This is a genomic window from Xanthomarina maritima, assembly GCF_008084905.1.
Lineage (GTDB): Bacteria > Bacteroidota > Bacteroidia > Flavobacteriales > Flavobacteriaceae > Xanthomarina > Xanthomarina maritima.
In genome coordinates this window covers 1-25798 of sequence record NZ_VSFC01000023.1, presented here as the reverse complement: position 1 = coordinate 25798, position 25798 = coordinate 1, and the positions used below count along the sequence as shown (strand labels likewise).

The following is a 25798-nucleotide window of genomic DNA, read 5'->3' as shown; positions in this document are numbered from 1 at the left end:
TGTAATTAAATAGTTAGTTTAACTTTAGCTTTTCTATTTGGTTTAATTTTTGAAGTATCGTAACCAGAAAACTTTTTGATATAGTAAGAGACAGACGTCCCATAAGCATCAGAAAAACCAGTTTTACCATAACTTCTTAGGTATTTTTTTACATTTCCAGCTCCAGCTAAATGTGCTGCTGCTAAAATTCCAGATTCAGTAATTTTAGTTCCATTAACAACTTTACCAGAGAAACGTTTAATGTCTTTTCTTAAAATCCATTTGTTACGTTCTGCATTTGCTATAAATGCTTTTTCTTGTAATTCAGGATTTTTTAGAAAATGAACTGGATTATAAATTCCAATCATTTTTAAAGTTTCCTTTCCAAATTGATACTTTCCTAAATATCCAAAAGAATTAACTGTAAAATAGTCTCCTCCAGATTCTTTAAATCCTAAAGCTTCTTTAAATCCTATAAAAGATTTTCCTAATGTAGGACTGAATTCTGCTATAGGCTCGTGGATTGGAAATAAATTGTCTTGAGATACTTCACCATGACTAACATTATTAAATGCATATCTTGGAGATGTGTAGTTTTTCGCTTTGATCGATTTATTCATATAAATAGATCCGAACAATAAGAAACATATTGTAAGCGATAGGGCTAAGTAACTTCCAATATTTTTTATCATATCTTTAAATTTCTTCAGTAAAAATCCATGAGAGATTTACTTGAAAATTTGAGCATGCAAAGATAGCATCTTTTTTTAATATCTGAAAATTAATCGATTAAGTGCTCCTAAAAGTAGATTCCATGAAGCTTTATGCCATTTTCTTCGTTAAACTCCAAGGCTGGAAATGGCACTTTTATAACGTTAAAAACGTCAAAAATAGTTCTTAAAACATGAGAATTTGTTTTAATTCTTGTTAAATCAATATCCAAACTAAAGTAATATTGTCTATATGGGTTTTGATCTGTATTTACTACATCCTCTGTCTCATTTGTACCAGAAATCAAACCTTCAGCTCCATAACCAAAGGCTACATTTAACCATACTGGAATACCACTATCTTTAAAAAAAGAATGTAAATTTAAACTCAACCAATAAGTCTGTCCATTATAGTCTTTTAAAAACTCTTGAGATAAGCCATCACCTAATTTATCTGGATTTTGTGAAGCATACTTTGTTTGATGAAATGAATACTTTAATGTTATTCGTTGTTCATTCCAAAGTAATTCTTGGCCAACAAATAATCCGGTTCCTGCTATATTGGCTGCCATATCTCCCCAAGAAAATCCCCATTCTTCTGAAAAACCATCAAAAACTTCAACAACAGTTAAAAATGCAAAACCAATAGTTGAACCATAAATTAATTGATCTTTTTTACGAACACCACTCCAAGCTAACATATTGGCACCTATTCTTCCTAGTTGATATGATGAATACACATGTCCAATTTTATCCATTTGCAGCCATTCGTTATTGTCATTTAATGTATGGAATTTAGACTTTGGATAATCTGCATACCATAGCTGATTTAATCCAACTAAAGTTAAAGCTGCTAGAGATGCTTCCGAAATGACTACTAAATTTCTTCTTGGTTTATTTAAAGTGTCACTAGGTGTAAAAAAATTATTTATTCTACTTTGAGAAAATGAACTACAAGCTATTAAACAAGCTACAATGGTATGTTTAATATATTGCTTCAAAGTTTATTTATTTATTCCTTGTGAAGATAGATATCTTTGATACTCTCTTGCATTGGCATTATGCTCACTTAATGTTTTAGCAAACTTATGATATCCTAATTTTTTTGCATCTGCAGCAAAATAAAGAAATGTATGTGTTTCGGGATTTAAAACAGCATCTATAGCCGAAATATCAGGCATAGTAATTAACCCTGGAGGTAATCCTGCATACATGTAAGTATTATATGGAGAATCTATGTCTTTATGAATATTTAAAACTCTTTTAATAACTGTGTTTTGATATTGAGGTAATTGATAAGCTGCAAATTTTAATGTTGGATCTGCTTGTAATGGCATACCAATTCTTAATCTATTTAAATAAACACCTGCTATTCTTGGTTGTTCGCTTGCTTGTTTAGACTCTTCATGAACAATAGATGCTAAAGTCATGACTTGGTTTTTAGTTAGTCCAATAGCTTTTGCTTTTGCTATTCTACTATCATTCCAAAAACGATTAAATTCTTTTAACATTCTTTCTCTAAATTCTATAGAGGATGTGTTCCAGAAAAATTCATAGCTATTTGGAATGTACATTCCCAATGCTGTAGCTTTATTAAATGAGTTTTCAGCTAAAAAAGCTTCATCATTCATTAATTCAACTAACTTTAAGCTATCTGCTTCAATTTGCATAGAAACTCTTCCTGCAAGAGCTTTTAAATTAGGCTGGTTATTAAAAGCCAATTTAATAGGTAAGTTATTACTTCGTATAGAATTAATAATATCATTATTATTCATTCCTTTTTTAATAACAAACCGTCCAGCTTTAATATTTTCAATATATTTTTTCTGCTTGGCTAAAGCATCAAATGTTTCAATGTCTCTTAAAAGTGGTTTTAATTGTTCTCTGACATCTTCATATGTAGCGTTTGTTTGAACATATATAAAAGCTTCCTCATTATTAAAAGCTGTGTTCTTATCCAGCATGACTCCGTAGATATAATAAGAAAACAACCCAGCTACTATTAAACCTAATAAGGCTATTGCCCAAAGAATTTTTTTAAAATACATGTGTTAATTAATACGTTGAAGTAAATATTCGTTTTTATAAGAACCATTTACATAGTTCCAATCTTTTTTTAATCCTATAATTTGAAACCTATGCTTTGAAAACAGTTTTAAACTTGCCTCATTTTCTTCAGAAATATTACAATATAATTGATGCAAATTTAAATATGATTTACAATAATCAAGCAACAAGCTTAAAGCTTCGTTGCCAATACCTTTTTGTCTTTCAGAAGTTTCTTTAATAAGAATGCCTACTCCTGCTCTACTGTTTTTAAAATCGAAATCAAAAAGATCAATCATGCCTAGAGCTATATCACTATAATTAGATATAACCAATCGTAATTGTTTAACTTCATAAATATCTTTATGAGCATTTTCCAAGTATTGTTTAATTAAGAATTTAGAGTAAGGTGTTTGAGTACAACTTAATTCCCAAATAGATTCATCGTTTTCTATGGCATAAATAAACTCTAAATCTTCTGGTTCTAAAGCTCTTAAATAAATATGTTTTCCTTTTAGTGTTAACATGTAATAGTCCCTTTATAAACATGAATTGCTGGACCAATAAGCCATATATTTCTAAAAATATCATTCTGCTTTTCGAAAGTTACTTGTAGTTTTCCTCCTTCTGTTTGGAGAGTTACTAAATTGCTTTTAGTTTCTCCAATTTCAAACATAGCAATTGCTACAGCAGTAACTCCAGTACCACAGGAAAGAGTTTCATCTTCTACACCGCGCTCATAAGTTCTTACTTGAAAAATATTTTCAGATAGTTTGTTTACAAAATTAACGTTGGCTCCTGCTTCATTATATGGCTGTCCATATCGAATTTTTGGACCAACTTCTTTTATTGCCAATTCCTTTAAATTACTTTCTAATTGCACATGATGTGGAGAGCCTGTATTTAAAAACACATGGTCTTGATGATTTTCAACAGAAACAACATCTTGCATTTGCAATTTTATTATGTCATTTTCAACAATAGCATGATGCAAACCATCTATAGCTTCAAAAGAAGCCTTGTTTTTAATAATTCCTAATTGTTTAGCAAAAGCTGTAATACATCGTCCACCATTTCCACACATGGAACTTTCATTACCATCGGCATTATAATAGACCATTTTAAAATCTAATTTTGGATGATTTTCCAACAGAATTAGACCATCTGCTCCAATACCAAATCGTCTGTCACACAATTCAGCTACTAGCTTGGTGTTATTTTTGTCAAATATTTGTTGACGATTATCAATCATCACAAAATCATTACCAGTTCCTTGATATTTGTAAAATGTAAGTTTCATAGACTTGGCAAATATATGAATTAAACATGGTTTATTGTCATGTTAAATAGTCGTTAAAATAGACGTTAAAAATAGTTAAAACTTAAAATCAAATTCAATAAAAAATTAATTTTAATCGTTAATAGATTACAAACCCTAAAACCCTAATAAATAATGAATAAGATTTTAACTTTAGTTTTAGTTTCAGTGTTAGGTGGAGCTATTACTCTAACTACCTACAAAATATTCCTTGAAAAAGATCAAGCTATTCAGACATCACAAACTAACGAATTACCATTTGCCATTCCTGTAAACAATACAACAAACAGGTCTTTTTTACCTGAAAGTAGTATTGATTTTACAATGGCTGCAGATAAAACAATACATTCTGTAGTTCATGTTAAAAGTACCTCTTTAGGAAATTCAGGACAAATGACCTTTGAAGATTTATTCTACGGAAGATCTCCACAAAGATATCAAGTTGGAACAGGTTCTGGAGTCATTATTTCACCTGATGGATATATTATTACAAACAACCACGTGATTGACGGTTCTAGAGAACTTTCTGTCACTTTAAATGACAATAGAACATATCAGGCTGAAATTATAGGAACAGATGATAAAACAGATATTGCGTTGTTAAAAATTGATGCTGAAGAAGATTTACCTTTTACTACTTTTGGAGATAGCGATCAAGCAAAAATTGGTGAATGGGTTTTGGCTGTTGGAAATCCTTTTAACTTAACTTCTACTGTAACTGCTGGAATAATTAGTGCTAAATCAAGAGATTTGTTTGGTAAGAATACACAATCTTTTATACAAACTGATGCTGCTGTAAATCCAGGAAATTCTGGTGGTGCTCTTGTTAATTCTAATGGAGATTTAATTGGTATAAATACAGCCATTTCATCGCAAACTGGTTCTTATATTGGATATTCTTTTGCTGTACCGAGTAATATAGCTAAAAAAGTAGTTCAAGATATTATAGAATATGGAAACGTTCAAAATGGTATTTTAGGTGTAACTGGTGGTGCTTTAAATAGTGGTTTTGCTGAGAAATTGAGCCTAAATGAAACTGAAGGCTTTTACATAGACACCGTAGAAGAACAGTCTGGAGCAGATTTAGCAGGATTAGAATCTGGAGATATTATTAAAAAAATTGATCATGTAAAGATTTCTAAATTTTCAGACTTATCTGGTTATTTAAGTACAAAACGTCCAGATGATGTTGTTGAAGTTTCGATATTAAGACAAGGAAATATGAAAAAAATTCCTGTTACATTAACTAGAAACCAATCGTACACTATTCCTCAATTTGGTATGGTAAGAAATGCATCAAAAGAAGAGCTTAAAAAATATAATGCAACTAATGGAGTTAAAATATCAAGATTAGGAGAAAACTATTCTAAATATTTAAGAGCAAATGGTGTAGACGAAGGAAACATTGTAACTGCAATTAATAATATGAAGGTGAATAATGTAGATGATGTCCAAGAAATAATTAGAAACAAATCTCCTTATGAGCCTATGCGTATTGAGCTTATTAATTCAAGAGGTGAGATAGAACGCTATAATTTTAAATAATTTTGCTAAGAAATAGATTTTCAATCCTTCAGAAAAATCTGAAGGATTTTTTATTTAATAAAAGGAGTTTAAATACAACTTAAATATCTTATTTTTGCAACCAAATTCAAGAGGGCATTTTGCCAAGTTGAAAAATATTAACAACACACTAAAATTTAAATATTATGAGTTTTAATGAGACTTATGAAAACGAATTAGCTTTTCAAGCAGATAGAAGAAAAGCAACAGTTGAATTTATTAAAATTGTAAGCGATCTTTGGTACGACAAATCTATTGAATTGGTGCTTTTTAGAAATCAATTAATCGATAGAAACGTAAGCCAAATTTTAAACTTACACGAATATGCTGGCGAATTTGTTCAAAAACCAATTTCTATTTTCGATTCTGTTGAAATTGCTCAAGCCATTCAAACGTTAGACTTACCTCCTGCTAAATTAGATATTGGTAAATTAACGTTTGAATATCATTTAGAAGAGAAAAAATACAGCAATGCACTTGCTTTTGTTGCAGACAAATTAAAAGATGCACATAAAGACGATGCTATTAAACCTAAAGATGTAGTTCTTTACGGTTTTGGTAGAATTGGTCGTTTAGTTGCTCGTGAGTTAATGACTCGTACTGGAAAAGGAAGTCAATTACGTTTAAGAGCTATTGTTACTCGTGGAGCCATAGATCAAACGGTTTTAGAAAAAAGAGCTTCTCTTTTACGTAACGATTCTGTTCATGGAGATTTCTCTGGAACTGTTGTTGCCGACTTAAAAAACTCAGCCTTAATTATTAATGGAACAACAGTTAATATTATTTCAGCAAATAACCCTGAAGATATTGATTATACTAAATACGGAATTAATAATGCCTTAGTAATTGATAATACTGGAGCTTTTAGAGATAAAGAAGCTTTAAGCAGGCATTTAAATTCTAAAGGTGTAGATAAAGTGTTATTAACTGCTCCTGGAAAAGGAGTTCCAAATATTGTTCATGGTGTAAATCAGTTAGAAAATAATCCTGATATAGTAGATATTTTTTCTGCAGCGTCATGTACAACCAACGCTATTACTCCAATTTTAAAAGCAGTAGAAGATTCTCTTGGTGTTAAAAGTGGACATCTAGAAACCATTCATGCTTATACAAACGACCAGAATTTAGTAGATAATTTTCACAAAAAATACCGTCGTGGACGTGCAGCAGCATTAAACATGGTTATTACTGAAACTGGTGCTGGAAGTGCAGTTGCTAAAGCATTACCTGCTTTGGAAGGAAAATTAACTTCAAATGCCATTCGTGTTCCTGTACCAAATGGTTCTTTAGCCATATTATGTTTAGAGTTAGAAAAAGAAACATCTCTTGAAGGTATTAATGCCATTATTAAAAAAGCAGCTCTTGAAGGAAACTTAGTTGAGCAGATTAAATATGAATTAAGTGATGAGCTTGTTTCTAGTGATATTGTTGGAAGTTCTGCTCCAGCTATCTACGATAGTAAAGCAACCATTGTTAGAAAAGATGGTAAAAATGTCTTATTATATATTTGGTACGATAACGAATATGGCTACAGTCATCAGGTAATCAGATTAGCTAAGTATATAGCCAAAGTAAGACGTTTTACATATTATTAATAGATTAAAACATCTAAAATAAAATTTTACTCGTATATAAAAAAGCCTCGCATTCGTGAGGCTTTTTAATTATTATCTAACAATAATTAACTTAATTTATTATTTTCGTAAACAACAAAACCTGACAAAGCCTAATGAAAGCATTTAAAATTTTTACCATTACCTTATTAATGTTATCTGGTTTCACCACCTTACATGCTCAAACCGAAACTACCGAAGAAGATGATGAACTATCTTTAAATAACAGTACCATTAACAATCAATTCGAATATGTTCTTAAAAAATCTGGTGATTTTAGAGGTACAAATGGTTCTATGTATGAAGCTGTTAAACGTAGTATGCTTACAACTTTACAAGCACATGCTAACGATTCTTTAAATACCTTTCGAAAAGATTTAGCAGACACTCAAGCTATTGTTGATGCACAAGCTAAAGAAATAACAGATTTAAAAATAAATCTTTCAAATACACAATCTTCTTTAGATAAAACAACTAACGAAAAAAACAACATGTCTTTGTTTGGATTGCAAATGAGCAAGTCTAGTTACAATGTATTAATGTGGTCTATTATTACTGGCTTACTGGCATTTTTAATATTTTTTATATATAAATTTAAGAGCAGTCATCTAATTACTAAAGAGGCAAAAACGGCTCTTGAAGAAATTGAAGAAGAATTTGAAGAACACAGACGTTCTGCTCTAGAGCGAGAACAAAAAGTTAGACGACAATTACAAGACGAATTAAATAAACAAAAATTAAACTAATATCAAATTGATACACTAAGCTTATCAAAGTATAAATTAAAATCTGTAAATTCACATTTACAGATTTTTTTTTATGACTATTATAAGAGCACAAATAGAACACTTAGACCATTTAATTCCATTATTTGATAGCTATCGGGTATTCTATAAACAAGATTCTAATCTTTTAGCTGAAAAACATTTTCTGTTTAAAAGATTAAAAAATAAGGATTCTGAAATTTTTATAGCTTATTTAGAAAATGTTGCCGTTGGATTTACCCAATTGTTTCCTTTGTTTTCATCAGTATCTATGGAAGCTATGTGTCTTTTAAACGATTTATTTGTAGATGCTAATTTTAGAGGACATGGCATTGGAGAAGCACTTATTAATGAAGCAAAAAACTATTGCAAAAAAAACAATCTAAAAGGTTTGGCTATTCAAACTGCGTCAAACAATCCTGCCCAGCATTTATACCAACGTTTGGGTTTTAAAAAAGATGCCGACTTGCATTTCTTTTGGACTAACAAATAACTAGATTTAATGAAAAAATAAGCGAACTACTTTAACTGCCTATCTAGAAAATCTTATCAAGACATATCAAAACTTCCCTTGCCAAACCCAAAAATTCCTAAAACATTTCAAGTATATTTGCAGTTCTAAAGTCTTATCATGCGTATCGATATTATAACCGTTTTACCAGAATTACTTAAAAGTCCGTTTGAGGCTTCCATTTTAAAGCGAGCTATTGAAGCCGAATTAGTGGAAGTTCACTTTCATAATTTAAGGGATTTTACAACAGACAATTATAAAACCATAGACGATTACCAGTTTGGTGGTGGTGCAGGAATGGTTATGATGGTAGAACCAATAGATAAGTGCATCACAAAATTAAAATCTGAAAGGGATTACGACGAAGTGATTTATATGACTCCAGATGGCGAAACCTTAAATCAAGGAATTGCTAATCAGTTATCCTTAAAAGAGAACATCATTATTCTTTGTGGTCATTATAAAGGGGTTGATCAACGTGTACGAGACCATTTTATAACTCGAGAAATTTCTATTGGAGATTATGTGCTTTCTGGAGGAGAACTTGGTGCTGCTGTGTTATGCGATGCTGTAATCAGACTGATACCAGGAGTTTTAGGCAATGAAACTTCTGCTTTAACAGATTCTTTTCAAGATAATTTATTAGCGCCTCCAATTTATACAAGACCAAGAGACTACAAAGGTTGGCAAGTTCCAGAAGTGTTATTTAGTGGAAACTTCCCTGAAATTGAAAAATGGCGAGAAGAAAAAGCTTACGAGCACACTAAAAAAAGACGTCCTGATTTATTAAATGAATAAAAAAATAATTATTAATTGTTCATTATTAATTATTAACTATCTTTGCAGCCAATTTCGGATTAACCTCTGGCGAGAATCGTGAATGTTGTTTCGAATTAATTATAATTAAATTTAAAGATATGGAATCTTTAGTGAAATTTGTTCAAGACGAGTTTGTAACAAAAAAAGATTTTCCAGAGTTTAGCGCTGGAGACACAATTACAGTTTACTATGAAATTAGAGAAGGAGAAAAAGTTCGTACTCAGTTTTTTAGAGGTGTAGTTATTCAAAAAAGAGGTACTGGAGCTTCTGAAACATTTACTATTAGAAAAATGTCAGGAACTGTAGGTGTAGAACGTATTATACCTGTAAACATGCCAGCCTTACAAAAAATTGAAGTGAATAAAAAAGGTAGTGTTCGTAGAGCTCGTATCTATTACTTCAGAGGTCTTACTGGTAAAAAAGCAAGAATTAAAGAAAGTATCAAACGTTAATAAACGTTTAATAACATTGAAAAGTCCTGTAAATACAGGGCTTTTTTTATTAACAAAAGTTAATAACTCTAGTTTATAAATGGTTGATATCTAACCTATTAATTTTATTGATTTTTTAAATTCTTTACCTATTTTAGCAGAAGGAATTATAAGCAACTTTGGTTGGTTTCATGAAAATGAATTTGTTATAAGACCAATAAAGTAACGTTCTTTATCATAATTGTTTTTTGAGATTTTAAAGTGGCAGGTGTATGCGTGTTTAACTGAAAGATCATGATACTTTTAAAAGTGTTGTATGTTTTGGCAGACAAAAACTAGAAAAGTTGAAAGTTTCCAAAAATGGTATAAGTGAAAGTAAGTACTAGAATAGGAAGCAATGGATTGCAAGGTGTAAATCGTGAAAGCGACGTACACTAAGTAAATCATCAAGAAAAGCAATTAAACTAGAAACTATTCGGCAACATGTCAATACATTTTGAAAGTTGCACTAACGAATGTTTCTTTTGAAATAGCAACACTTGAATTGAAACGTATAAATGTAAATTTTATACTATTTAGTAGCAATGCTAGATTAGATCACGTGAAACTCTTTCAAAGAAAGCCATGTCAGACATAGATTTCAATCTATTGTGATATGGCTTTTGTTTTTATATAAACTTACTATCTTTGAATTTCTTTAAATTCTGCTTTAACAATGAACCTTCCACTTATTTTAGATAAAACATTTACAAAAATAGATTTTACTAAAAAAGAACTTTCTAAAGCTGAATATGATAATTGCACATTTATAAACTGTAACTTTTCAAATTCATATTTGTCATATATTTCTTTTATTGAATGTGAATTTATAGACTGCAATTTAAGCTCTATAAAAGTTAAAGACACCACTTTTAAAGATATTCTATTTAAAGATTGTAAAATATTAGGTGTTTTATTTAACAATTGCAATCCATTTTTATTATCTGTTTCTTTTAATAAATGCCAATTAAATCTCTCGTCTTTTAACAATCTCAAATTAAAGAAAACTCAATTCGAATCTTGTTCATTAAAACAAACCGATTTTTCTCAAGCAGACCTATCCTACTCTAAATTTATAGATTGCAATTTACATCTAACTATTTTTGAAACTACTAATTTGCAACATACAGATTTTACTTCGTCAAAAAACTTAAGTATTAATCTGGAAAGCAACAATTTAAAATATGCAAAGTTTTCAAAAGATAATGTTTTAGATTTATTAAGTAGTTATAACCTGATTATTGAATAAGCAAACACAATTGCTTTATAAAATATCTACTTTTTTATGATTTTTTTAAGACTCATAAATTAAACTTACAGATAGCTTTGTAGTCTTATAAACCAGACTTATATATAACCTAATGCGTAATATTATACTATCAATTATTGGAGTGTTACTTATACTAGCCTCTATATTTTTTGCAAAACAATTAATAGATAACAAAACGAAGCCTAAACCAGTTGTAGAAAAGGTTGTAAAAACTATATATATAGATACCGTTAAAAACAAAACAATTCCCATTTTAATCCCAGCCAATGGTAGTTTGGTTGCTAAGCAACGTGTGGAATTATATGCCGAAGTTCAAGGAGTTTTTAGGTCTGGAAAAAAATTATTTAAGCCAGGACAACATTATAATAAAGGTGAAACGTTGATACGTATTGATGCTTCAGAATACTATGCAAGTGTTCAATCTGCAAAAAGTAATCTTTACAATACAATTGCTGCTATTATGCCAGATTTAAGGTTAGATTTTCCTAATATGTTTCAGAAATGGCAAACCTATTTAAATAGCTTTGATTTAAATAAAACAACACCTCAACTACCAGAAATGACTTCAGAAAAAGAAAATTATTTTATAACAGGAAGAGGGATTGTTACCAATTATTACAATGTTAAGAATTTAGAACAACGCTTAGCTAAGTATAATATAACAGCTCCATTTAATGGTACACTAACGGAAGCTTTAACAAATGAAGGTGCATTAATTAGAAGTGGTCAAAAACTAGGCGAATATATCGATCCTTCTGTCTATGAAATGGAAATAGCCTTAAGTAAATCTTATGCTAGTCTTTTAAGAGTAGGTGAAGAAGTAGAACTGCAAAATATAGAACATACCGAGAATTTTAAAGGTGAAATATCTAGAGTAAATGCTAGTATAGATGCTACAACTCAAACCATTACTGCATATATCGAAGTTATAGATGAACGCCTTAAAGAAGGCATGTATCTGGAAGCAAACTTAAATGCTAAAGAAGAACAAAACGCCATAGAGATTAGTAGAAATTTAATGCTTGATGGTGATCAGATTTTTATAGTAAAAGATAGTGTCCTTGATATTATAAATGTGAAACCTATTTTTTATTCTGAAACTACAGTCGTTTTAAAAGATGTTCCAGATGGTACAATTATTCTAGCTAAACCTGTAGTTGGCGCATATTCTGGCATGCTAGTAAAACCTTTTTCTGAAAATAGTACTACAACAGATAACCAATAAATTATGAGGAAATTAATAGCATATTTTATTCGTTATCATGTAGCAGTAAATGTTTTTATAATTGCCTTTTTTGCTTTTGGAATATTAGGCATCATGTCTTTAAAATCCTCATTTTTCCCTCTTGTCGATTCTAAAATCATAAACATAAACATAACTTATCCAGGAGCTTCTCCTCAAGAAATTGAAGAAGGAATTGTACTTCAAATTGAAGATAACCTAAAAGGCTTAAAAGGTATTGATAGAGTAACATCAACTTCTAGAGAAAATAGTGGGTCAATAACTGTAGAAATTGAAAAAGGAGAAAATATTGACTTTATGCTATTAGAAGTCAAAAATGCCGTAGATCGAGTGCCTTCATTCCCTACTGGAATGGAACCTCTAGTTGTTTCTAAACAGGAAGAAATAAGAGAAACCATATCTTTTGCATTAAGTGGAAATAATGTGCCTTTGGCTACTTTAAAACAACTAGGACGTCAAATAGAAAATGATTTAAGAGCTATTGACGGTATTTCGCAAGTAAATGTATCCGGCTATCCTCAAGAAGAAATTGAAATTGCAATCAATGAAAACAGTTTATTGGCATTTAATTTAACTTTTTCCGATGTTGCTAAAGCGGTATCATCTTCCAATATTTTAATTACAGGTGGAAATATAAAAACCTCTGCTGAAGAATATCTTATTCGTGCCAACAATCGTTCTTACTATGGCGACGAGCTTTCAAACATTATTGTTAAAGCTACTCCAGATGGTAAAACAGTCCGATTAAAAGACGTAGCAATTATCAGAGATCGATTCTCCGAAACTCCAAATGCAACTTATTTTAATAAAAATTTATCGGTAAATGTTTCGGTAACCAGTACGAATAATGAGGATTTAATATCTTCAGCTGAAAAGGTAAAAGAGTATATTAACGAATATAATCAAAAACATGAAAATGTCCGTCTGGATATTGTAAGAGACATGTCTATTACATTAAATCAACGTACCAAACTCCTTGCTGAAAATGCGATAGTTGGTATGATTTTAGTTTTGATTTTTTTGTCTTTATTTTTAAATACCAGATTGGCTTTTTGGGTAGCATTTGGGCTTCCAATATCTTTTTTAGGTATGTTCATTTTTGCTGGACAGTTTGATGTCACTATCAATGTACTTTCATTATTTGGAATGATAATCGTTATTGGTATATTGGTTGATGATGGAATTGTAATTGCTGAAAATATTTATCAGCACTATGAAAAAGGCAAAACACCTATCCAAGCAGCCATAGATGGAACTATGGAAGTTATTCCTCCTGTTGTTTCAGCAATAATTACAACCTTATTAGCATTCTCATTATTTCTCTTTTTAGATAGTAGAATTGGTGAATTTTTTAGTGAAGTATCTGTAATTGTAATTTTAACTCTAGCCATTTCATTAATTGAAGCTTTAATTATTTTACCAGCGCATTTAGCACATTCTAAAGCATTAAGAAAACAAATTCCTCAAGAAAATCCATCTAAAATCAGACTGTTTTTTACTAAAATGCGAGGCATCAATGCCTATGGAGATCGCATCATGAAATACTTAAGAGATCATGTTTACGCTCCAATATTGCACTTTGTATTAAAATATAAAATATTGTCTTTAGGTATTTTTGTCGCTCTTTTGGTTTTAACCCTTGGTGCTATTGGTGGAAGTGTTATTGGTGTTACTATTTTCCCATCCATTGCTAGTGATCGTGTTTCTATTGAATTAGATATGCCAAATGGAACCAATGTAAAAATAACTGACTCAATCATTTCTATGATAGAGGAGAAATCCTATATTGTCAATCAAGAGTTCACAGAAAAATATTTAAAAGGAACAGGAAAAGAGCTTTTTGAAAATACCATTTTAACTTTAAACAGTAGTTCTAGTGCTCAATTAAGTATTAATATGTTGCCTGGAGAAGAAAGACCAGATGCAATCAATTCATCTTTAGTAGCAAACAGATTACGTGAATTAGTTGGGCCAGTTATTGGAACGGAACGTTTAATTTTTGGTTCTGGTGGTAATTTTGGAGGCAGTCCAGTTTCAGTAGCTCTATTAGGGAATAATATTGATGAACTAAAAGCTGCTAAAAAAGAATTAAAAAATATTTTACAAGAAAATCCTTTACTTAAAGATATTGAGGATAATGATCCTGCTGGAATAAAAGAAATAAGACTAGAATTAAAAGAAACAGCTTATTTATTAGGCTTGGATCTTACTACTGTTATGGCTCAAGTACGTTCTGGATTTTTTGGGTCGCAAGCACAACGTTTTCAAAGAGGACAAGATGAAATTAAAGTATGGGTAAGATATGATCGTCCAAACAGAGAGTCTATTAATGATTTGGAAGATATGCGTATAATAACTCCATCTGGAGATCGAGTATCACTAAAAGATATTGCTACTTATACTATAGAACGTGGAGATGTAGCAATTAATCATTTAGATGGAAAACGTGAGATTAGAGTTTCTGCAGATTTAAAAGACCCAAGCATAAGTGCTACAGATATTTTAGAAGATATAAAAAAGGTTACCATTCCAGAATTACAATCTAGATACCCTACTATTTCAGCTTCTTTTGAAGGTCAAAATAGAGAAGCTCAAAAATTATCATCATCCATTTCAAGTGCAGGAACTGTTATTTTATTACTAATATATATAACCATAGCTTTTACATTTAGAAGTTATAGCCAACCTCTTTTACTTTTATTATTAGTCCCATTTAGTTTAACTGCAGTTGCTTGGGGACATTGGCTTCTAGGATTCCCTGTAAATGTATTATCCTTATTAGGAATCATTGCTCTTATTGGAATTATGGTAAATGATGGCCTAGTACTTATTGGTAAATTTAATACGAATTTAAAAGCAGGAATGTCTTTTGACTTAGCTCTTACTGATGCTGGAAAATCAAGATTTAGAGCAATTTTCCTAACCTCTTTAACAACAATTGCTGGATTAGCTCCTTTACTTTTGGAAAAAAGTAGACAAGCACAATTTTTAAAACCTATGGCAATTTCTATCTCATTTGGAATTGGGTATGCTACTGTTTTAACTTTATTAGTTTTACCATTGTTTTTATCATTTAGTAACAGTTTAAAGAAAAATGCCAAATGGCTATACACGAATAAAACGATTACAAAAGAAGAAGTTGAACGTGCAATTAAAGAACAAAAAGAAGAAAATGAACACTAAAAAAGTAATAATATACAGTCTTGTTTTATTTTCCTTGCCATTGTTTTCTCAAAAGCTTTTAAACCCAGAAGAGGCTTTCTCTTTAGCTTTAGAGCATAATTATGGTATTAAAATTACTAATAATGTAGTTGAAATTGCAGAAAATAATTCAAATATTTTAAATTCTGGCTACTTACCTACTGTAACAGGAAATGCAGGTGCAAACTATAATCTAGACAATACAGAAGCTAATTTTTCTAATGGAGAAACAACCAAATTAAATGGTGCTGAAAGTTCACGCTATGATGCATCAGTAAACTTAAATTATGTAGTTTTCGATGGCTTAGGTAGACAGTATAATTTTAAACGCTTGAAAGAAGAATTTTATTTATCACAATTAGAGGCTAGAGAAACCATAGAAAATGTTGTTATTCAACTATTTACTATTTATTATTCTATAGCAAAAATTTCAGAAAATACGACTGCATTAGAACAAACACTTACAATTTCAAGAGACAGACTATTAAGATCTGAATATCAATTTGAATATGGCCAAAATACGATGTTAGATGTATTAAATGCAGAAGTAGACATCAATAACGATAGCATAAACCTAATTAATATAAGACAGAATTTAATTAACACAAAACGAGATTTAAATGTAATTATAGGAAACCAATTAACAGAGAATTTTAGTGTTAAAACAGATCTCGATTTTTTATTAGATTTAAACAAAGAAGATTTATTAGCTAAAACAAAAGCTAATAACGTGGCATTATTACAAGCAGAAAAAAATATAGCTATTGGAGAGTTAGATATTAAATCTCGTAAATCTCAATATTTACCTACAGTAGGTCTAATTGGCTCTTATGGCTGGAATAAAAATAATAATAATGCAGCTTCATTTGCAACATCAACATTAAACACTGGACTTACTGGAGGAGTTAGTTTAGCTTGGAATTTATTTGATGGTGGTACAACAATAACCCAAGTAAAAAACACTAAAATAAATTTAGAAAATCAGCAGCTCGAAAAAGAACAACTCATTCTTAACATAGAAAGAGATTTTAATAATTCTTGGGATGATTATCAAAACAAATTAGTTATTTATCGTGTTCAAGAACATAATATTCTAACTTCTGTAAACAATTTCGAAAGAACTCAAGAAAAATTTAAATTAGGTCAAGTAACTTCAATAGAATTCAGACAGGCTCAATTAAATCTTAGAAATGCAGAATTAAGTCGAAATGAAGCTAAATATGATGCCAAACTTGCAGAATTAATTGTGTTACAATTAAGTGGTGAATTATTAAATATCGAATTCTAAATTATCAAACAACTTTTTATGTAATTCATTAAAAATAGCTACTCAATTAATCAAGAGCTATAATATATTCTACTTCTAAATTCCTATAGGAATTTTGTATATTTGCAAGGCTTAAAAATTTGAGCATTCTAATTAATAAAACAAAACATCCTTATGTCAAATACGTCTACTATTATTTATACTAAAACAGATGAAGCTCCAGCTTTAGCTACTTATTCTCTTTTACCAATTATTAAGGCATTTACAAAACCAACAGGTGTGAATGTAGAAACAAAAGATATTTCGTTAGCAAACAGAATCTTAGCTGTTTTTCCAGATTTTTTAAATGAAAATCAAAAAGTAAACGACGATTTAGCATTATTAGGAGAACTTGTTAAGAAACCTGAAGCTAACATAATTAAACTTCCAAATATTAGCGCTTCTATTCCTCAACTAAAAGATGCTATTGAAGAATTACAAACTAAAGGATTTAATTTACCTAATTATCCAGATGAGCCAAAAAACGAATCAGAGAAAGACATAAAATCTAGATACGATAAAATTAAAGGATCTGCCGTAAATCCAGTGCTTCGTGAAGGAAATTCAGACAGACGTGCACCTAAAGCTGTTAAAAATTATGCCAAGAAAAATCCACATTCTATGGGTACTTGGAGTAAAGATTCGAAAACACATGTAGCTACAATGAGTGAAGGAGATTTTGCACATAACGAAAAATCTGTTACACTAAATAAAGCTACAACTGTATCTATTCAATTTAAAGGAGGGAATGGAACTACAGAGACATTAAAAAGCAATCTTAACCTATTAGAAGGTGAAATTATTGATGCTACAGTTTTATGTAAAAAAGAATTAATCAAATTTTTAGAAGCCCAAGTTACAGATGCAAAAAACAACGATGTACTATTCTCTTTGCATATGAAAGCAACGATGATGAAAGTGAGCGACCCTATTATCTTTGGTCATGCTGTAAGAGTCTTTTTTAAAGAATTATTTGATAAACATAATGATACTTTTAAAACTTTAGGAGTTGATGTAAATAACGGTTTTGGAAATTTAGTTGAAAAACTTCAAGAATTACCTGAAGCAAAACGTAAAGAAATAGAACAAGACATTAATACTATTTATAATAATGGCCCAGCATTAGCTATGGTAAATAGTGATAAAGGCATAACAAACCTTCATGTACCTAGTGATGTTATTATTGATGCTTCAATGCCTGCTATGATTAGAACTTCTGGCCAAATGTGGAATGCTGAAGGAAAACAACAAGATACAAAAGCAGTTATTCCAGATAGTAGTTATGCTGGTGTTTATACAGCAACCATTGATTTCTGTAAAAAACATGGTGCCTTTAATCCTACAACCATGGGAACTGTTCCAAATGTTGGTTTAATGGCTCAAAAAGCTGAAGAATATGGTTCTCACGATAAAACATTCGAAATTCAATCAAATGGAACTGTAAGTGTTATAGATGCTTCAGGAAATACTTTAATAGAACACAAAGTAGAATCTGGAGATATTTGGCGCATGTGCCAGGTAAAAGATGCTCCAGTTCAGGATTGGATTAAATTAGCTGTTTCAAGAGCCAGAGCTTCACAAACACCTGCTGTTTTTTGGTTAGACAAAAACAGAGCTCATGATGCTGAATTAATTAAAAAAGTAAATACTTACTTACCAAATCATGATACTTCTGGTCTAGATATTAGAATTCTTTCTCCAATAGAAGCAACAAAATTTACATTAGAAAGAGTTAAAGATGGAAAAGACACCATTTCTGTAACTGGAAATGTATTAAGAGATTATTTAACAGATCTATTCCCTATTCTGGAATTAGGTACAAGTGCCAAAATGTTATCTATTGTTCCATTAATGAATGGTGGAGGATTATTTGAAACTGGAGCTGGTGGTTCTGCACCAAAACACGTACAACAATTACTAGAAGAAAACCACTTACGTTGGGATTCTTTAGGAGAATTTTTAGCATTAGCTGTTTCTCTTGAACACGTTTCTGAAGTTTCTAATAACCCTAAAGCCCAAGTTTTAGCTGACTCATTAGATCTTGCTACAGAAAAATTATTAGATAATAAAAAAGGCCCTTCTAGAAAAGTTGGAGAAATAGACAATAGAGGTAGTCACTTTTATTTAGCCATGTATTGGGCTGAATCTTTGGCAAATCAAAACAAAGACACCCAATTAAAAGATATATTTACTCCAATTGCTGCTAATTTATCGAAAAACGAAAATATAATTTTAGATGAATTAAATAATGTTCAAGGACACCCTACAAATATTGGAGGGTATTATGAGCCAGATAATATGTTAACAAATAATGTAATGCGTCCAAGTTTAACATTAAATAACATATTAAAATCAATAAATTAATTATAAAGATTTTGTTAAAAGCTCCTATTAAGGAGCTTTTTTTATAGCTTTATTAAAAATTGCAACCTTTATGAATTTACGCATTTTCTGGTTACTTCTTGTAATCGGATTAAACTCTAATTGGGCATTTTCTCAAGAAAAAGTAACACTGAGTGGGATCATTTCAGACTTAAATAGTAATGAAACACTAATTGGTGTTAACATATTATTCCCAGAATTAAATTCAGGTGCCATCACAAACGAATATGGATTTTATTCCATTACACTTCCAAAAGGCACTTATAAAATTATTATTAGCTATTTAGGGTTTGAAGAAATTTCAGAAACTATTAATTTAAATGAAGATCTAACAAGAGATTTCAGTTTAGAAGAATCTGTAGAAAGTCTAAATGAGGTCGTCATAAAAAAAAATGTAGAAAGACTCAATATTCGAAAACCACAAATGAGTTTGAATACATTAACATCAAGCACAATTAAACAAATTCCAGTAGTTTTAGGAGAAGCTGATGTTATTAGAGCCATTACATTATTACCAGGTGTAACTAACGCTGGCGAAGGTGCTTCAGGTTTTAACGTTCGTGGTGGTGCAGCAGATCAAAATTTGATACTATTAGACGAAGCTACAATTTTTAACTCTTCACATTTATTTGGTTTGTTTTCTGTTTTTAATCCAGATGCCATAAAAGATTTAAAATTGTATAAAGGAGGTATTCCAGCTCGTTATGGAGGTCGTGTTTCATCTGTTTTAGACATCTATCAAAAAGAAGGAAATAGTAACAAGTTCCACATGAATGGTGGTATTGGACTTATATCAAGTCGTCTTTTAGCAGAAGGTCCTATTAATAAAGGAAAGGGCTCCTTTCTATTAGGTGGAAGAGCTACTTATGCACATTTATTCTTGCCTTTATTCGATATAGAGAACAAAGCGTACTTCTATGATTTAAATACTAAAATTAGCTATAAACTAAATCAAAACAACAATGTTTATGTATCAGGTTATTTTGGAAGAGATGTATTTAGTTTTAATGATAGTTTTAAAAACACGTATGGTAACTCAGTGTTTAATTTAAGATGGAACCACTTATTTTCAAACAAACTCTTTTCCAATCTGTCTTTAATTTATTCAGATTATTACTATGGCTTAAACCTTGAATTTGTTGGATTTAATTGGGATTCAGGCATAAGAAATTTCAATTTAAAATATGATTTCAAACATTATTTGAGCGAAAAAATTAAAATTCAATATGGGCTAAATAGTATTTATTATAAATTTAATCCTGGAGATATTAAACCAACTGGTGAAGATTCTGGAATCAATGCAGATAAATTAATTGATAAATTTGCTTTAGAAAATGCCATTTATTTAGATGTTGAACATAAATTATCTAATAAATTAATGGCATCTTATGGCTTAAGATATAGTTCCTTTTTGCGTTTAGGTCAAGATGAATTAAATACTTACCAAAACAATGAGGCTGTACTATATAATCAAGAACTTCAAATTTATGAGAAAGCAGAACCTATAGGAACTGAAACTTATAAAAGAAGTGATATTATTAAATCATTTGGGGCTTTAGAACCTAGAGTTGCATTAGCTTATGAGTTAAACAATAACACGTCAATTAAAGCAAGCTACAATCGTTTAAATCAATATTTGCATTTATTATCAAATACAAGCTCTCCTACACCATTAGACATTTGGACCCCTAGTGGTAAATATATAAAACCACAAATACTTGATCAGGTTGCAATTGGATATTTTAAAAACTTAAAAGACCATATGTATTCTTTAGAAGCTGAAACTTTTTACAAGAAAATACAAAACAGAATTGATTATATTGATGGAGCTGATCTTATTGCAAATAATGCCATTGAACAAGTTATTTTAAATGGTAAAGCGAGAGCTTACGGTTTAGAAATATTATTTAGAAAAAACGAAGGTCGATTTAAAGGTTGGATAGCATATACTTTATCAAAGTCTGAACAACAAACACCAGGAAGAACATCTGAAGAACCTGGAATTAACAATGGTGAATGGTATAGTACTGCCTACGATAAAACTCATGATATATCATTTACAGGTAGTTATGATCTAAATAGAAGATGGCGCTTTAATGCCAATTTTGTTTTCCAATCTGGTCAACCTGTTACCTATCCAAATGCTCAATACGAATACAATGGAATTAATGTGCCTAATTATGGCCAAAGAAATGAGTATAGATTACCAAGTTACAATAGACTAGATTTCTCAGCTACTTACGTCCCTAAACCAGAAAAAATAAAAGGATGGCAAAGTGAATGGGTATTTGGAATCTATAACGTATATAACAGAAGAAACGCTTCCTCAATTTCATTTAGAGAAAATGTAGATTCTGGAGCTAACGAAGCTGTTAAACTATCTATTTTCGGAATCGTTCCTTCTATTTCTTATAATTTTAAATTTTAATACCATGAAATTAACACACATATATATAGTTTTTATTTTCTTTAATTTCTTTTCATGTGAAGATGTGATAGAAGTAGATGTTCCTAAATCAGATCCTAGATTAGTAATTGATGCTTCAATAAATTGGTACAAAGGAACAGTAGGTAACGAACAGTTTATTAAATTAACTCTAACGGCTCCATATTTCGATGAAGAAATTCCTCCTGCAAATAATGCGCAAGTATTTATAACAGATGAAAATAGTAATATATTCAATTTTATTGAAGATGGAGAATCTGGTATTTATGTAAACTCTACATTTATTCCTGTTATCAATGCTCAATATCAATTAACTGTTATCTATAACAATGAAACTTATACTGGTACAGAAACTTTATTAGCGGTTCCAGAAATTGAGTTTGTTGAACAAAATTTAGAAGGTGGATTCACAGGAGAAGACACAGAATTAAAAGCTTTTTTTACAGATCCTGAAAATGAAGAAAACTATTATTTTTTTGAATTCATTCCTAGTATTCCTGTTATAAAAACATTAGATACATTTAAAGATGAATTTGTAAATGGAAATTTAATTTTTGGCTTTTATGTTAATGAAGACATAGAACCAGGAGACAGTGTAACTATTAGAAATCATGGCGTTTCAGAACGCTTTTATGAATTTATGTATATCCTTTTACAACAAACAGGTGAATCTGGTGGTCCTTTCGAAACACAGCCTGCTACAGTAAGAGGAAACTGTATAAATATTTCTAATTCTAATAATTATCCTTTAGGTTACTTTAGACTTTCAGAAGTTTCTGAAATAAATTATACCATTGTTGAGTAATTAATATTTTAAGTATTAAATATATCAATAGATTAAAAATATGTAATTTTGATTCTATGAATTTTATAAAAATAACAGAGCAGGATTCTAATTTTAATCATCTAGAAAAGATGTCGATTTCAGAATTATTAACAAATATTAATTCTGAAGACAAAACGGTTCCTTTAGCAGTTGAAAAAGCCATTCCTCAAATTGAAAATGTAATAACTCAAATTGTTGAAAAACTACAAAATAATGGTCGCCTTTTTTACATTGGCGCAGGTACAAGTGGTAGGTTAGGAATTTTAGATGCTTCTGAATGCCCTCCAACTTTTGGTGTATCTCATGATTTAGTAATTGGCCTTATAGCTGGTGGAGATAAAGCAATTAGAAAAGCTGTCGAATTTGCTGAAGATTCTACAACACAAGCCTGGGAAGATTTAAAAACATATAACATTAATGCTAAAGATATTGTAATTGGTATTGCTGCATCTGGCACAACACCATATGTAATTGGTGGCTTAGAAAAGTGCAATCAAAATAACATTATAACCGGATGCGTTACATGTAATAAAAACAGTCCACTTTCTAATACTTCTCAATTTCCAATTGAGGTCATTGTTGGCCCCGAATTTGTAACTGGAAGCTCAAGAATGAAAGCTGGTACTGCCCAGAAACTAGTACTTAATATGATTACAACTACTGTAATGATTAAATTAGGCCATATAAAAGGAAATAAGATGGTAGATATGCAGCTAAGCAATAATAAGCTAGTGGAAAGAGGCACAAAGATAATTATGAATGAACTTAATATTTCTGAAGACCTAGCTTATAAACTGTTATTAAAATACAAAAACGTTCGAGAGGCTATTCAAAATTTTAAAAATGGAAACTAAAAGAACTAATAAAGAAATACTTATAAAAGGAATAAAAAAAATGGGAATGTCACTGGTATGTATGTTCTTAGGTCCCATTTTAATGTATGTTTCATTCAGTAATCAAGAAAAAACACTTTACATTCCTCTCTTAATTTTATCTTTATTGATTTGTGTACTTGCTATATATTTAGCTTTTATTGGACTTAAAACTATAATGGATAGTATGTTTTATAAAGCTTCTAATTAAAGTTTTTTACTTTTGGTGTTGTTGGATTGTAGCCAAATGTATCATCCTTTAAACTATTTCCTAATCCATCTAAAATGTAATTTATTATTGCATAATGATGTATAGTATGGCTATTTGCTTGAGCCATTAATGCTGAAAAAGTATACTTAATAACTGTTTTCCCTAAACCTAAATCATCAGTTACAAAAACAATTTTTTCTAAATCATCTTCATTTAAAGCTCCCAATTTTTCAATAATTTCATTATAGTAATCTAAAGCATTTTTACAATTTTGTTCAATTTCTAAATTTCTTTTTCTTGCAATTAAATCAATTTTGCTACTATCTTTTAAAATACAATCATAAAAATCTAAAACATGTCTAATATGAGATCCTATACTTGAGTTATATGGAGGTATTGTTGTATCGCAAAATATTTCATTGGATATATTAGAAAGTATATATTCTGTTTTATTTAATGTCTTTATTGCTGATTGAATAATAATTTTCATAGAAACTAATTTAATGAATATTTTCTTGAAGAATTTCATCTTAGCAAATTTTATTAATACTTATAAATTATGTGTCTAGTCTTAATATAGCTATATGTCTAGTCCTAATATAGCTATACACTAAAACAAGTGTATGGAAACAATAAAACAAGACACAAATTACCAAGAAAGGTCAAGTAAGAATGGACGTTATGACAAACGACTAATTTTAAAAATTGTCAAAGAAGTAGAAACTGGCCTTCCAAGAATACAAGCCAAATGGATCTACAAACTGGGAAAAAGCTCATTGGACATCTGGATGAAACGATACGGTTTAGAACATTACCATCTAAACCTCAAATGAAAGAGCTACACGAAACTACAAAAGCGCACAATCGTCTCAGCTATTGAGTAAGGGAGAATGACCGTCAAAGAAGCTCAAACAGCCTATAATATCAAAACTAAAAAAACCATTAGAGATTGGATATTACGTTTTAAGGAAGAAAAAGTTGATTTTTATGCTAAAATCCAACCTCAAATGGCAAAGCAAAAATCACCGGACAAACAAGCTTTAGAGAAAGCTCTACAGGAGGCAGAATTAAAAATAAAGGCCTTAAATACACTGATTGATGTGGCCGAGGAGCAGCTGAAAATCGATATCAGAAAAAAGTCTGGTGCCAAACAGTCCAAAAAATGAAACAAGATTTTCCTAAACAAGGAATAGGCTTGTTGTGTCGATTATTTGGTAAAACAAGACATGCTTACTATGATGCCCTGTGGCGTAAAGAGCGTAGCATGATTAAAGAAGATATCATTCTTCAGGAAGTTATCGATATTAGAAAACAGTTATCCAAATTAGGGACTCGAAAACTACATTTTCTATTGTAAAACAGCCTTTTGTCTCATAATATAACTATAGGGAGAGATTATCTATTTAATTTATTATCTGACCACAAATTATTGGTCAGACAACGAAAACGTAAAGCTGTTACAACAAATTCAAGACATTGGATGAAAAAGTATAGCAATCTAATCAAGGAAATAACCATAATCCGACCAGAACAGGTTTGGGTTAGCGATATCACCTAAATCAGAATGGTTAATCAATGGGGATATTTAAGTTTAATAACGGATGCTTACTCAAGAAAAATAATGGGATATAGTTTTAGAATGGATTTAACGGCACAAGGCTGTCTGGATGCTTTAAAAATGGCTTTGGACAATAAAATATACCAGGAACCAATGATCCATCATTCCGACAGGGGCTCACAGTATTGTTCGCATCATTACGTCAGGTTATTGCTCAAAAACAAGATGGCAATTAGCATGACAGAAAATGGTGACCCATATGAAAATGCTATAGCTGAACGCGTGAATGGAATTATAAAAACAGAGTTTAATTTACACACGAGTGCTATGGGGCTTGAGAAAACCCAAAACCATATCTCAAAAAGCATTGAGAACTAAAATAGATTAAGACCTCATGCGAGTTGTGATTATCTGACACCTAATCAAGCGCATTTAAAAACAACAATGTTAAAAAAAAGTTGGAAAAACTATCAGTCATTTTAGGATTAAGAAAATGAGTTGTATAATTATATTAGGATTTATTAATTAATCTGTTTAGTTATATTAGGACGGGTCAACTTAATGGCTCAAGTATAGATAGTGTATAGATAGTGTATGGAATTTATAAAAGGTGTTTTTACAATAAACACATGTATTAAAAAAAAGAATAAAAAAAATCCCGACTCAAAAAATGAATCGGGATTCTAAAAA

At 30.3% G+C, this 25798-nt stretch carries 25 protein-coding genes; 19 read left to right on the top strand and 6 right to left on the bottom strand.

What is annotated here, in order from left to right; translation table 11 throughout:
• Positions 1–5: 5 nt before the first annotated feature.
• The 5 genes from FVF61_RS04885 to dapF form a co-directional block, all read right to left on the bottom strand.
• Positions 6–599 carry a peptidoglycan-binding protein LysM gene (locus FVF61_RS04885; protein WP_148453958.1) on the bottom strand — a complete coding sequence of 198 codons (594 nt, stop codon included), beginning with the start codon at positions 597–599 and terminating at the stop codon, positions 6–8.
• Between the two features lie 179 nt (positions 600–778).
• On the bottom strand, positions 779–1690 hold the full coding sequence (locus tag FVF61_RS04880) for a DUF2279 domain-containing protein (RefSeq protein ID WP_233586698.1): 912 nt from the start codon (positions 1688–1690) through the stop codon (positions 779–781).
• A gap of 3 nt (positions 1691–1693) precedes the next feature.
• Positions 1694–2737 carry an endolytic transglycosylase MltG gene (mltG, locus tag FVF61_RS04875; RefSeq protein WP_148453956.1) on the bottom strand — a complete coding sequence of 348 codons (1044 nt, stop codon included), beginning with the start codon at positions 2735–2737 and terminating at the stop codon, positions 1694–1696.
• Between the two features lie 3 nt (positions 2738–2740).
• Complete coding sequence (locus FVF61_RS04870; protein WP_148453954.1) at positions 2741–3262, bottom strand: GNAT family N-acetyltransferase; 522 nt, start codon at positions 3260–3262, stop codon at positions 2741–2743.
• Entirely contained in the window at positions 3256–4035 is a 780-nt protein-coding gene (gene dapF / locus FVF61_RS04865) for a diaminopimelate epimerase (RefSeq protein WP_148453952.1), read from the bottom strand. Before dapF ends, FVF61_RS04870 begins: the two co-directional genes overlap by 7 nt.
• Before the next feature lie 153 nt (positions 4036–4188).
• On the opposite strand from dapF, the gene FVF61_RS04860 reads away from it, so the two are divergent.
• From FVF61_RS04860 to FVF61_RS04790, 15 genes are all read left to right on the top strand, one after another.
• Complete coding sequence (locus FVF61_RS04860; RefSeq protein ID WP_148453950.1) at positions 4189–5598, top strand: trypsin-like peptidase domain-containing protein; 1410 nt, start codon at positions 4189–4191, stop codon at positions 5596–5598.
• Positions 5599–5762: 164 nt separating this feature from the next.
• Positions 5763–7211, top strand: coding sequence for a glyceraldehyde-3-phosphate dehydrogenase (locus FVF61_RS04855; protein ID WP_148453948.1), 1449 nt, complete (start codon positions 5763–5765; stop codon positions 7209–7211).
• Positions 7212–7345: 134 nt separating this feature from the next.
• Positions 7346–7975: a tRNA (guanine-N1)-methyltransferase gene (locus tag FVF61_RS04850; protein ID WP_148453946.1), complete on the top strand. Its 630-nt coding sequence runs from the start codon at positions 7346–7348 to the stop codon at positions 7973–7975.
• A gap of 73 nt (positions 7976–8048) precedes the next feature.
• The gene (locus FVF61_RS04845) at positions 8049–8486 is read left to right on the top strand and encodes a GNAT family N-acetyltransferase (RefSeq protein ID WP_148453944.1); all 438 of its coding nucleotides are present in this window, start codon (positions 8049–8051) and stop codon (positions 8484–8486) included.
• A 138-nt stretch (positions 8487–8624) separates the two neighbouring features.
• Positions 8625–9302, top strand: coding sequence for a tRNA (guanosine(37)-N1)-methyltransferase TrmD (gene trmD, locus FVF61_RS04840; protein WP_148453942.1), 678 nt, complete (start codon positions 8625–8627; stop codon positions 9300–9302).
• Between the two features lie 119 nt (positions 9303–9421).
• Positions 9422–9775: a 50S ribosomal protein L19 gene (gene rplS, locus FVF61_RS04835; protein WP_148453940.1), complete on the top strand. Its 354-nt coding sequence runs from the start codon at positions 9422–9424 to the stop codon at positions 9773–9775.
• A gap of 694 nt (positions 9776–10469) precedes the next feature.
• On the top strand, positions 10470–11042 hold the full coding sequence (locus FVF61_RS04830; RefSeq protein WP_148453938.1) for a pentapeptide repeat-containing protein: 573 nt from the start codon (positions 10470–10472) through the stop codon (positions 11040–11042).
• Positions 11043–11154: 112 nt separating this feature from the next.
• Positions 11155–12288 (top strand): efflux RND transporter periplasmic adaptor subunit, encoded by a 1134-nt coding sequence (locus FVF61_RS04825; protein WP_148453936.1) that lies wholly within the window; start codon positions 11155–11157, stop codon positions 12286–12288.
• Between the two features lie 3 nt (positions 12289–12291).
• The gene (locus tag FVF61_RS04820; protein WP_148453934.1) at positions 12292–15489 is read left to right on the top strand and encodes an efflux RND transporter permease subunit; all 3198 of its coding nucleotides are present in this window, start codon (positions 12292–12294) and stop codon (positions 15487–15489) included.
• A complete protein-coding gene (locus FVF61_RS04815; RefSeq protein ID WP_148453932.1) occupies positions 15479–16795 on the top strand; it encodes a TolC family protein in 1317 nt (438 codons plus the stop codon). Before FVF61_RS04820 ends, FVF61_RS04815 begins: the two co-directional genes overlap by 11 nt.
• Before the next feature lie 153 nt (positions 16796–16948).
• Complete coding sequence (locus FVF61_RS04810) at positions 16949–19177, top strand: NADP-dependent isocitrate dehydrogenase (RefSeq protein WP_148453930.1); 2229 nt, start codon at positions 16949–16951, stop codon at positions 19175–19177.
• Positions 19178–19247: 70 nt separating this feature from the next.
• Positions 19248–21623 carry a TonB-dependent receptor gene (locus FVF61_RS04805; RefSeq protein ID WP_148453928.1) on the top strand — a complete coding sequence of 792 codons (2376 nt, stop codon included), beginning with the start codon at positions 19248–19250 and terminating at the stop codon, positions 21621–21623.
• A 4-nt stretch (positions 21624–21627) separates the two neighbouring features.
• Positions 21628–22446, top strand: coding sequence for a DUF4249 domain-containing protein (locus tag FVF61_RS04800; RefSeq protein WP_148453926.1), 819 nt, complete (start codon positions 21628–21630; stop codon positions 22444–22446).
• Positions 22447–22502: 56 nt separating this feature from the next.
• Complete coding sequence (gene murQ / locus FVF61_RS04795) at positions 22503–23321, top strand: N-acetylmuramic acid 6-phosphate etherase (protein ID WP_148453924.1); 819 nt, start codon at positions 22503–22505, stop codon at positions 23319–23321.
• Positions 23311–23550, top strand: coding sequence for a DUF6095 family protein (locus FVF61_RS04790; protein ID WP_233586697.1), 240 nt, complete (start codon positions 23311–23313; stop codon positions 23548–23550). Before murQ ends, FVF61_RS04790 begins: the two co-directional genes overlap by 11 nt.
• On the opposite strand, the gene FVF61_RS04785 is transcribed toward FVF61_RS04790, so the two are convergent.
• Entirely contained in the window at positions 23543–24040 is a 498-nt protein-coding gene (locus FVF61_RS04785) for a DinB family protein (RefSeq protein ID WP_148453922.1), read from the bottom strand. The two genes, FVF61_RS04790 and FVF61_RS04785, sit on opposite strands and share 8 nt — an antisense overlap.
• A 400-nt stretch (positions 24041–24440) precedes the next feature.
• Here FVF61_RS04785 and FVF61_RS04780 point away from each other — a divergent pair, with 400 nt between their 5' ends.
• The 4 genes from FVF61_RS04780 to FVF61_RS04765 are packed head-to-tail and all read left to right on the top strand — an operon-like array spanning position 24441 to position 25486.
• Positions 24441–24716: a hypothetical protein gene (locus FVF61_RS04780; RefSeq protein ID WP_148453920.1), complete on the top strand. Its 276-nt coding sequence runs from the start codon at positions 24441–24443 to the stop codon at positions 24714–24716.
• A complete protein-coding gene (locus FVF61_RS04775) occupies positions 24713–24907 on the top strand; it encodes a hypothetical protein (protein WP_148453918.1) in 195 nt (64 codons plus the stop codon). The genes FVF61_RS04780 and FVF61_RS04775 overlap by 4 nt, the downstream gene beginning before the upstream one ends.
• Before the next feature lie 9 nt (positions 24908–24916).
• Positions 24917–25108, top strand: coding sequence for a hypothetical protein (locus FVF61_RS04770; RefSeq protein ID WP_148453916.1), 192 nt, complete (start codon positions 24917–24919; stop codon positions 25106–25108).
• 6 nt (positions 25109–25114) lie between these two features.
• Positions 25115–25486 (top strand): DDE-type integrase/transposase/recombinase, encoded by a 372-nt coding sequence (locus FVF61_RS04765; RefSeq protein WP_148453914.1) that lies wholly within the window; start codon positions 25115–25117, stop codon positions 25484–25486.
• Positions 25487–25798 lie beyond the last annotated feature (312 nt).

Excerpts from the sequence above, each read along its gene's own strand:
- murQ (WP_148453924.1), top strand. The coding sequence starts at position 22,503 with ATGAATTTTATAAAAATAACAGAGCAGGATTCTAATTTTAATCATCTA.
- FVF61_RS04765 (WP_148453914.1), top strand. The coding sequence starts at position 25,115 with ATGGTTAATCAATGGGGATATTTAAGTTTAATAACGGATGCTTACTCA.
- FVF61_RS04825 (WP_148453936.1), top strand. The coding sequence starts at position 11,155 with ATGCGTAATATTATACTATCAATTATTGGAGTGTTACTTATACTAGCC.
- FVF61_RS04820 (WP_148453934.1), top strand. The coding sequence starts at position 12,292 with ATGAGGAAATTAATAGCATATTTTATTCGTTATCATGTAGCAGTAAAT.
- FVF61_RS04780 (WP_148453920.1), top strand. The coding sequence starts at position 24,441 with ATGACCGTCAAAGAAGCTCAAACAGCCTATAATATCAAAACTAAAAAA.
- FVF61_RS04860 (WP_148453950.1), top strand. The coding sequence starts at position 4,189 with ATGAATAAGATTTTAACTTTAGTTTTAGTTTCAGTGTTAGGTGGAGCT.
- FVF61_RS04855 (WP_148453948.1), top strand. The coding sequence starts at position 5,763 with ATGAGTTTTAATGAGACTTATGAAAACGAATTAGCTTTTCAAGCAGAT.
- FVF61_RS04800 (WP_148453926.1), top strand. The coding sequence starts at position 21,628 with ATGAAATTAACACACATATATATAGTTTTTATTTTCTTTAATTTCTTT.
- FVF61_RS04845 (WP_148453944.1), top strand. The coding sequence starts at position 8,049 with ATGACTATTATAAGAGCACAAATAGAACACTTAGACCATTTAATTCCA.
- FVF61_RS04870 (WP_148453954.1), bottom strand. The coding sequence starts at position 3,262 with ATGTTAACACTAAAAGGAAAACATATTTATTTAAGAGCTTTAGAACCA.
- mltG (WP_148453956.1), bottom strand. The coding sequence starts at position 2,737 with ATGTATTTTAAAAAAATTCTTTGGGCAATAGCCTTATTAGGTTTAATA.
- FVF61_RS04885 (WP_148453958.1), bottom strand. The coding sequence starts at position 599 with ATGAATAAATCGATCAAAGCGAAAAACTACACATCTCCAAGATATGCA.
- FVF61_RS04790 (WP_233586697.1), top strand. The coding sequence starts at position 23,311 with ATGGAAACTAAAAGAACTAATAAAGAAATACTTATAAAAGGAATAAAA.
- FVF61_RS04805 (WP_148453928.1), top strand. The coding sequence starts at position 19,248 with ATGAATTTACGCATTTTCTGGTTACTTCTTGTAATCGGATTAAACTCT.
- rplS (WP_148453940.1), top strand. The coding sequence starts at position 9,422 with ATGGAATCTTTAGTGAAATTTGTTCAAGACGAGTTTGTAACAAAAAAA.
- dapF (WP_148453952.1), bottom strand. The coding sequence starts at position 4,035 with ATGAAACTTACATTTTACAAATATCAAGGAACTGGTAATGATTTTGTG.
- FVF61_RS04775 (WP_148453918.1), top strand. The coding sequence starts at position 24,713 with ATGAAACAAGATTTTCCTAAACAAGGAATAGGCTTGTTGTGTCGATTA.
- FVF61_RS04830 (WP_148453938.1), top strand. The coding sequence starts at position 10,470 with ATGAACCTTCCACTTATTTTAGATAAAACATTTACAAAAATAGATTTT.
- FVF61_RS04810 (WP_148453930.1), top strand. The coding sequence starts at position 16,949 with ATGTCAAATACGTCTACTATTATTTATACTAAAACAGATGAAGCTCCA.
- trmD (WP_148453942.1), top strand. The coding sequence starts at position 8,625 with ATGCGTATCGATATTATAACCGTTTTACCAGAATTACTTAAAAGTCCG.
- FVF61_RS04785 (WP_148453922.1), bottom strand. The coding sequence starts at position 24,040 with ATGAAAATTATTATTCAATCAGCAATAAAGACATTAAATAAAACAGAA.
- FVF61_RS04815 (WP_148453932.1), top strand. The coding sequence starts at position 15,479 with ATGAACACTAAAAAAGTAATAATATACAGTCTTGTTTTATTTTCCTTG.
- FVF61_RS04850 (WP_148453946.1), top strand. The coding sequence starts at position 7,346 with ATGAAAGCATTTAAAATTTTTACCATTACCTTATTAATGTTATCTGGT.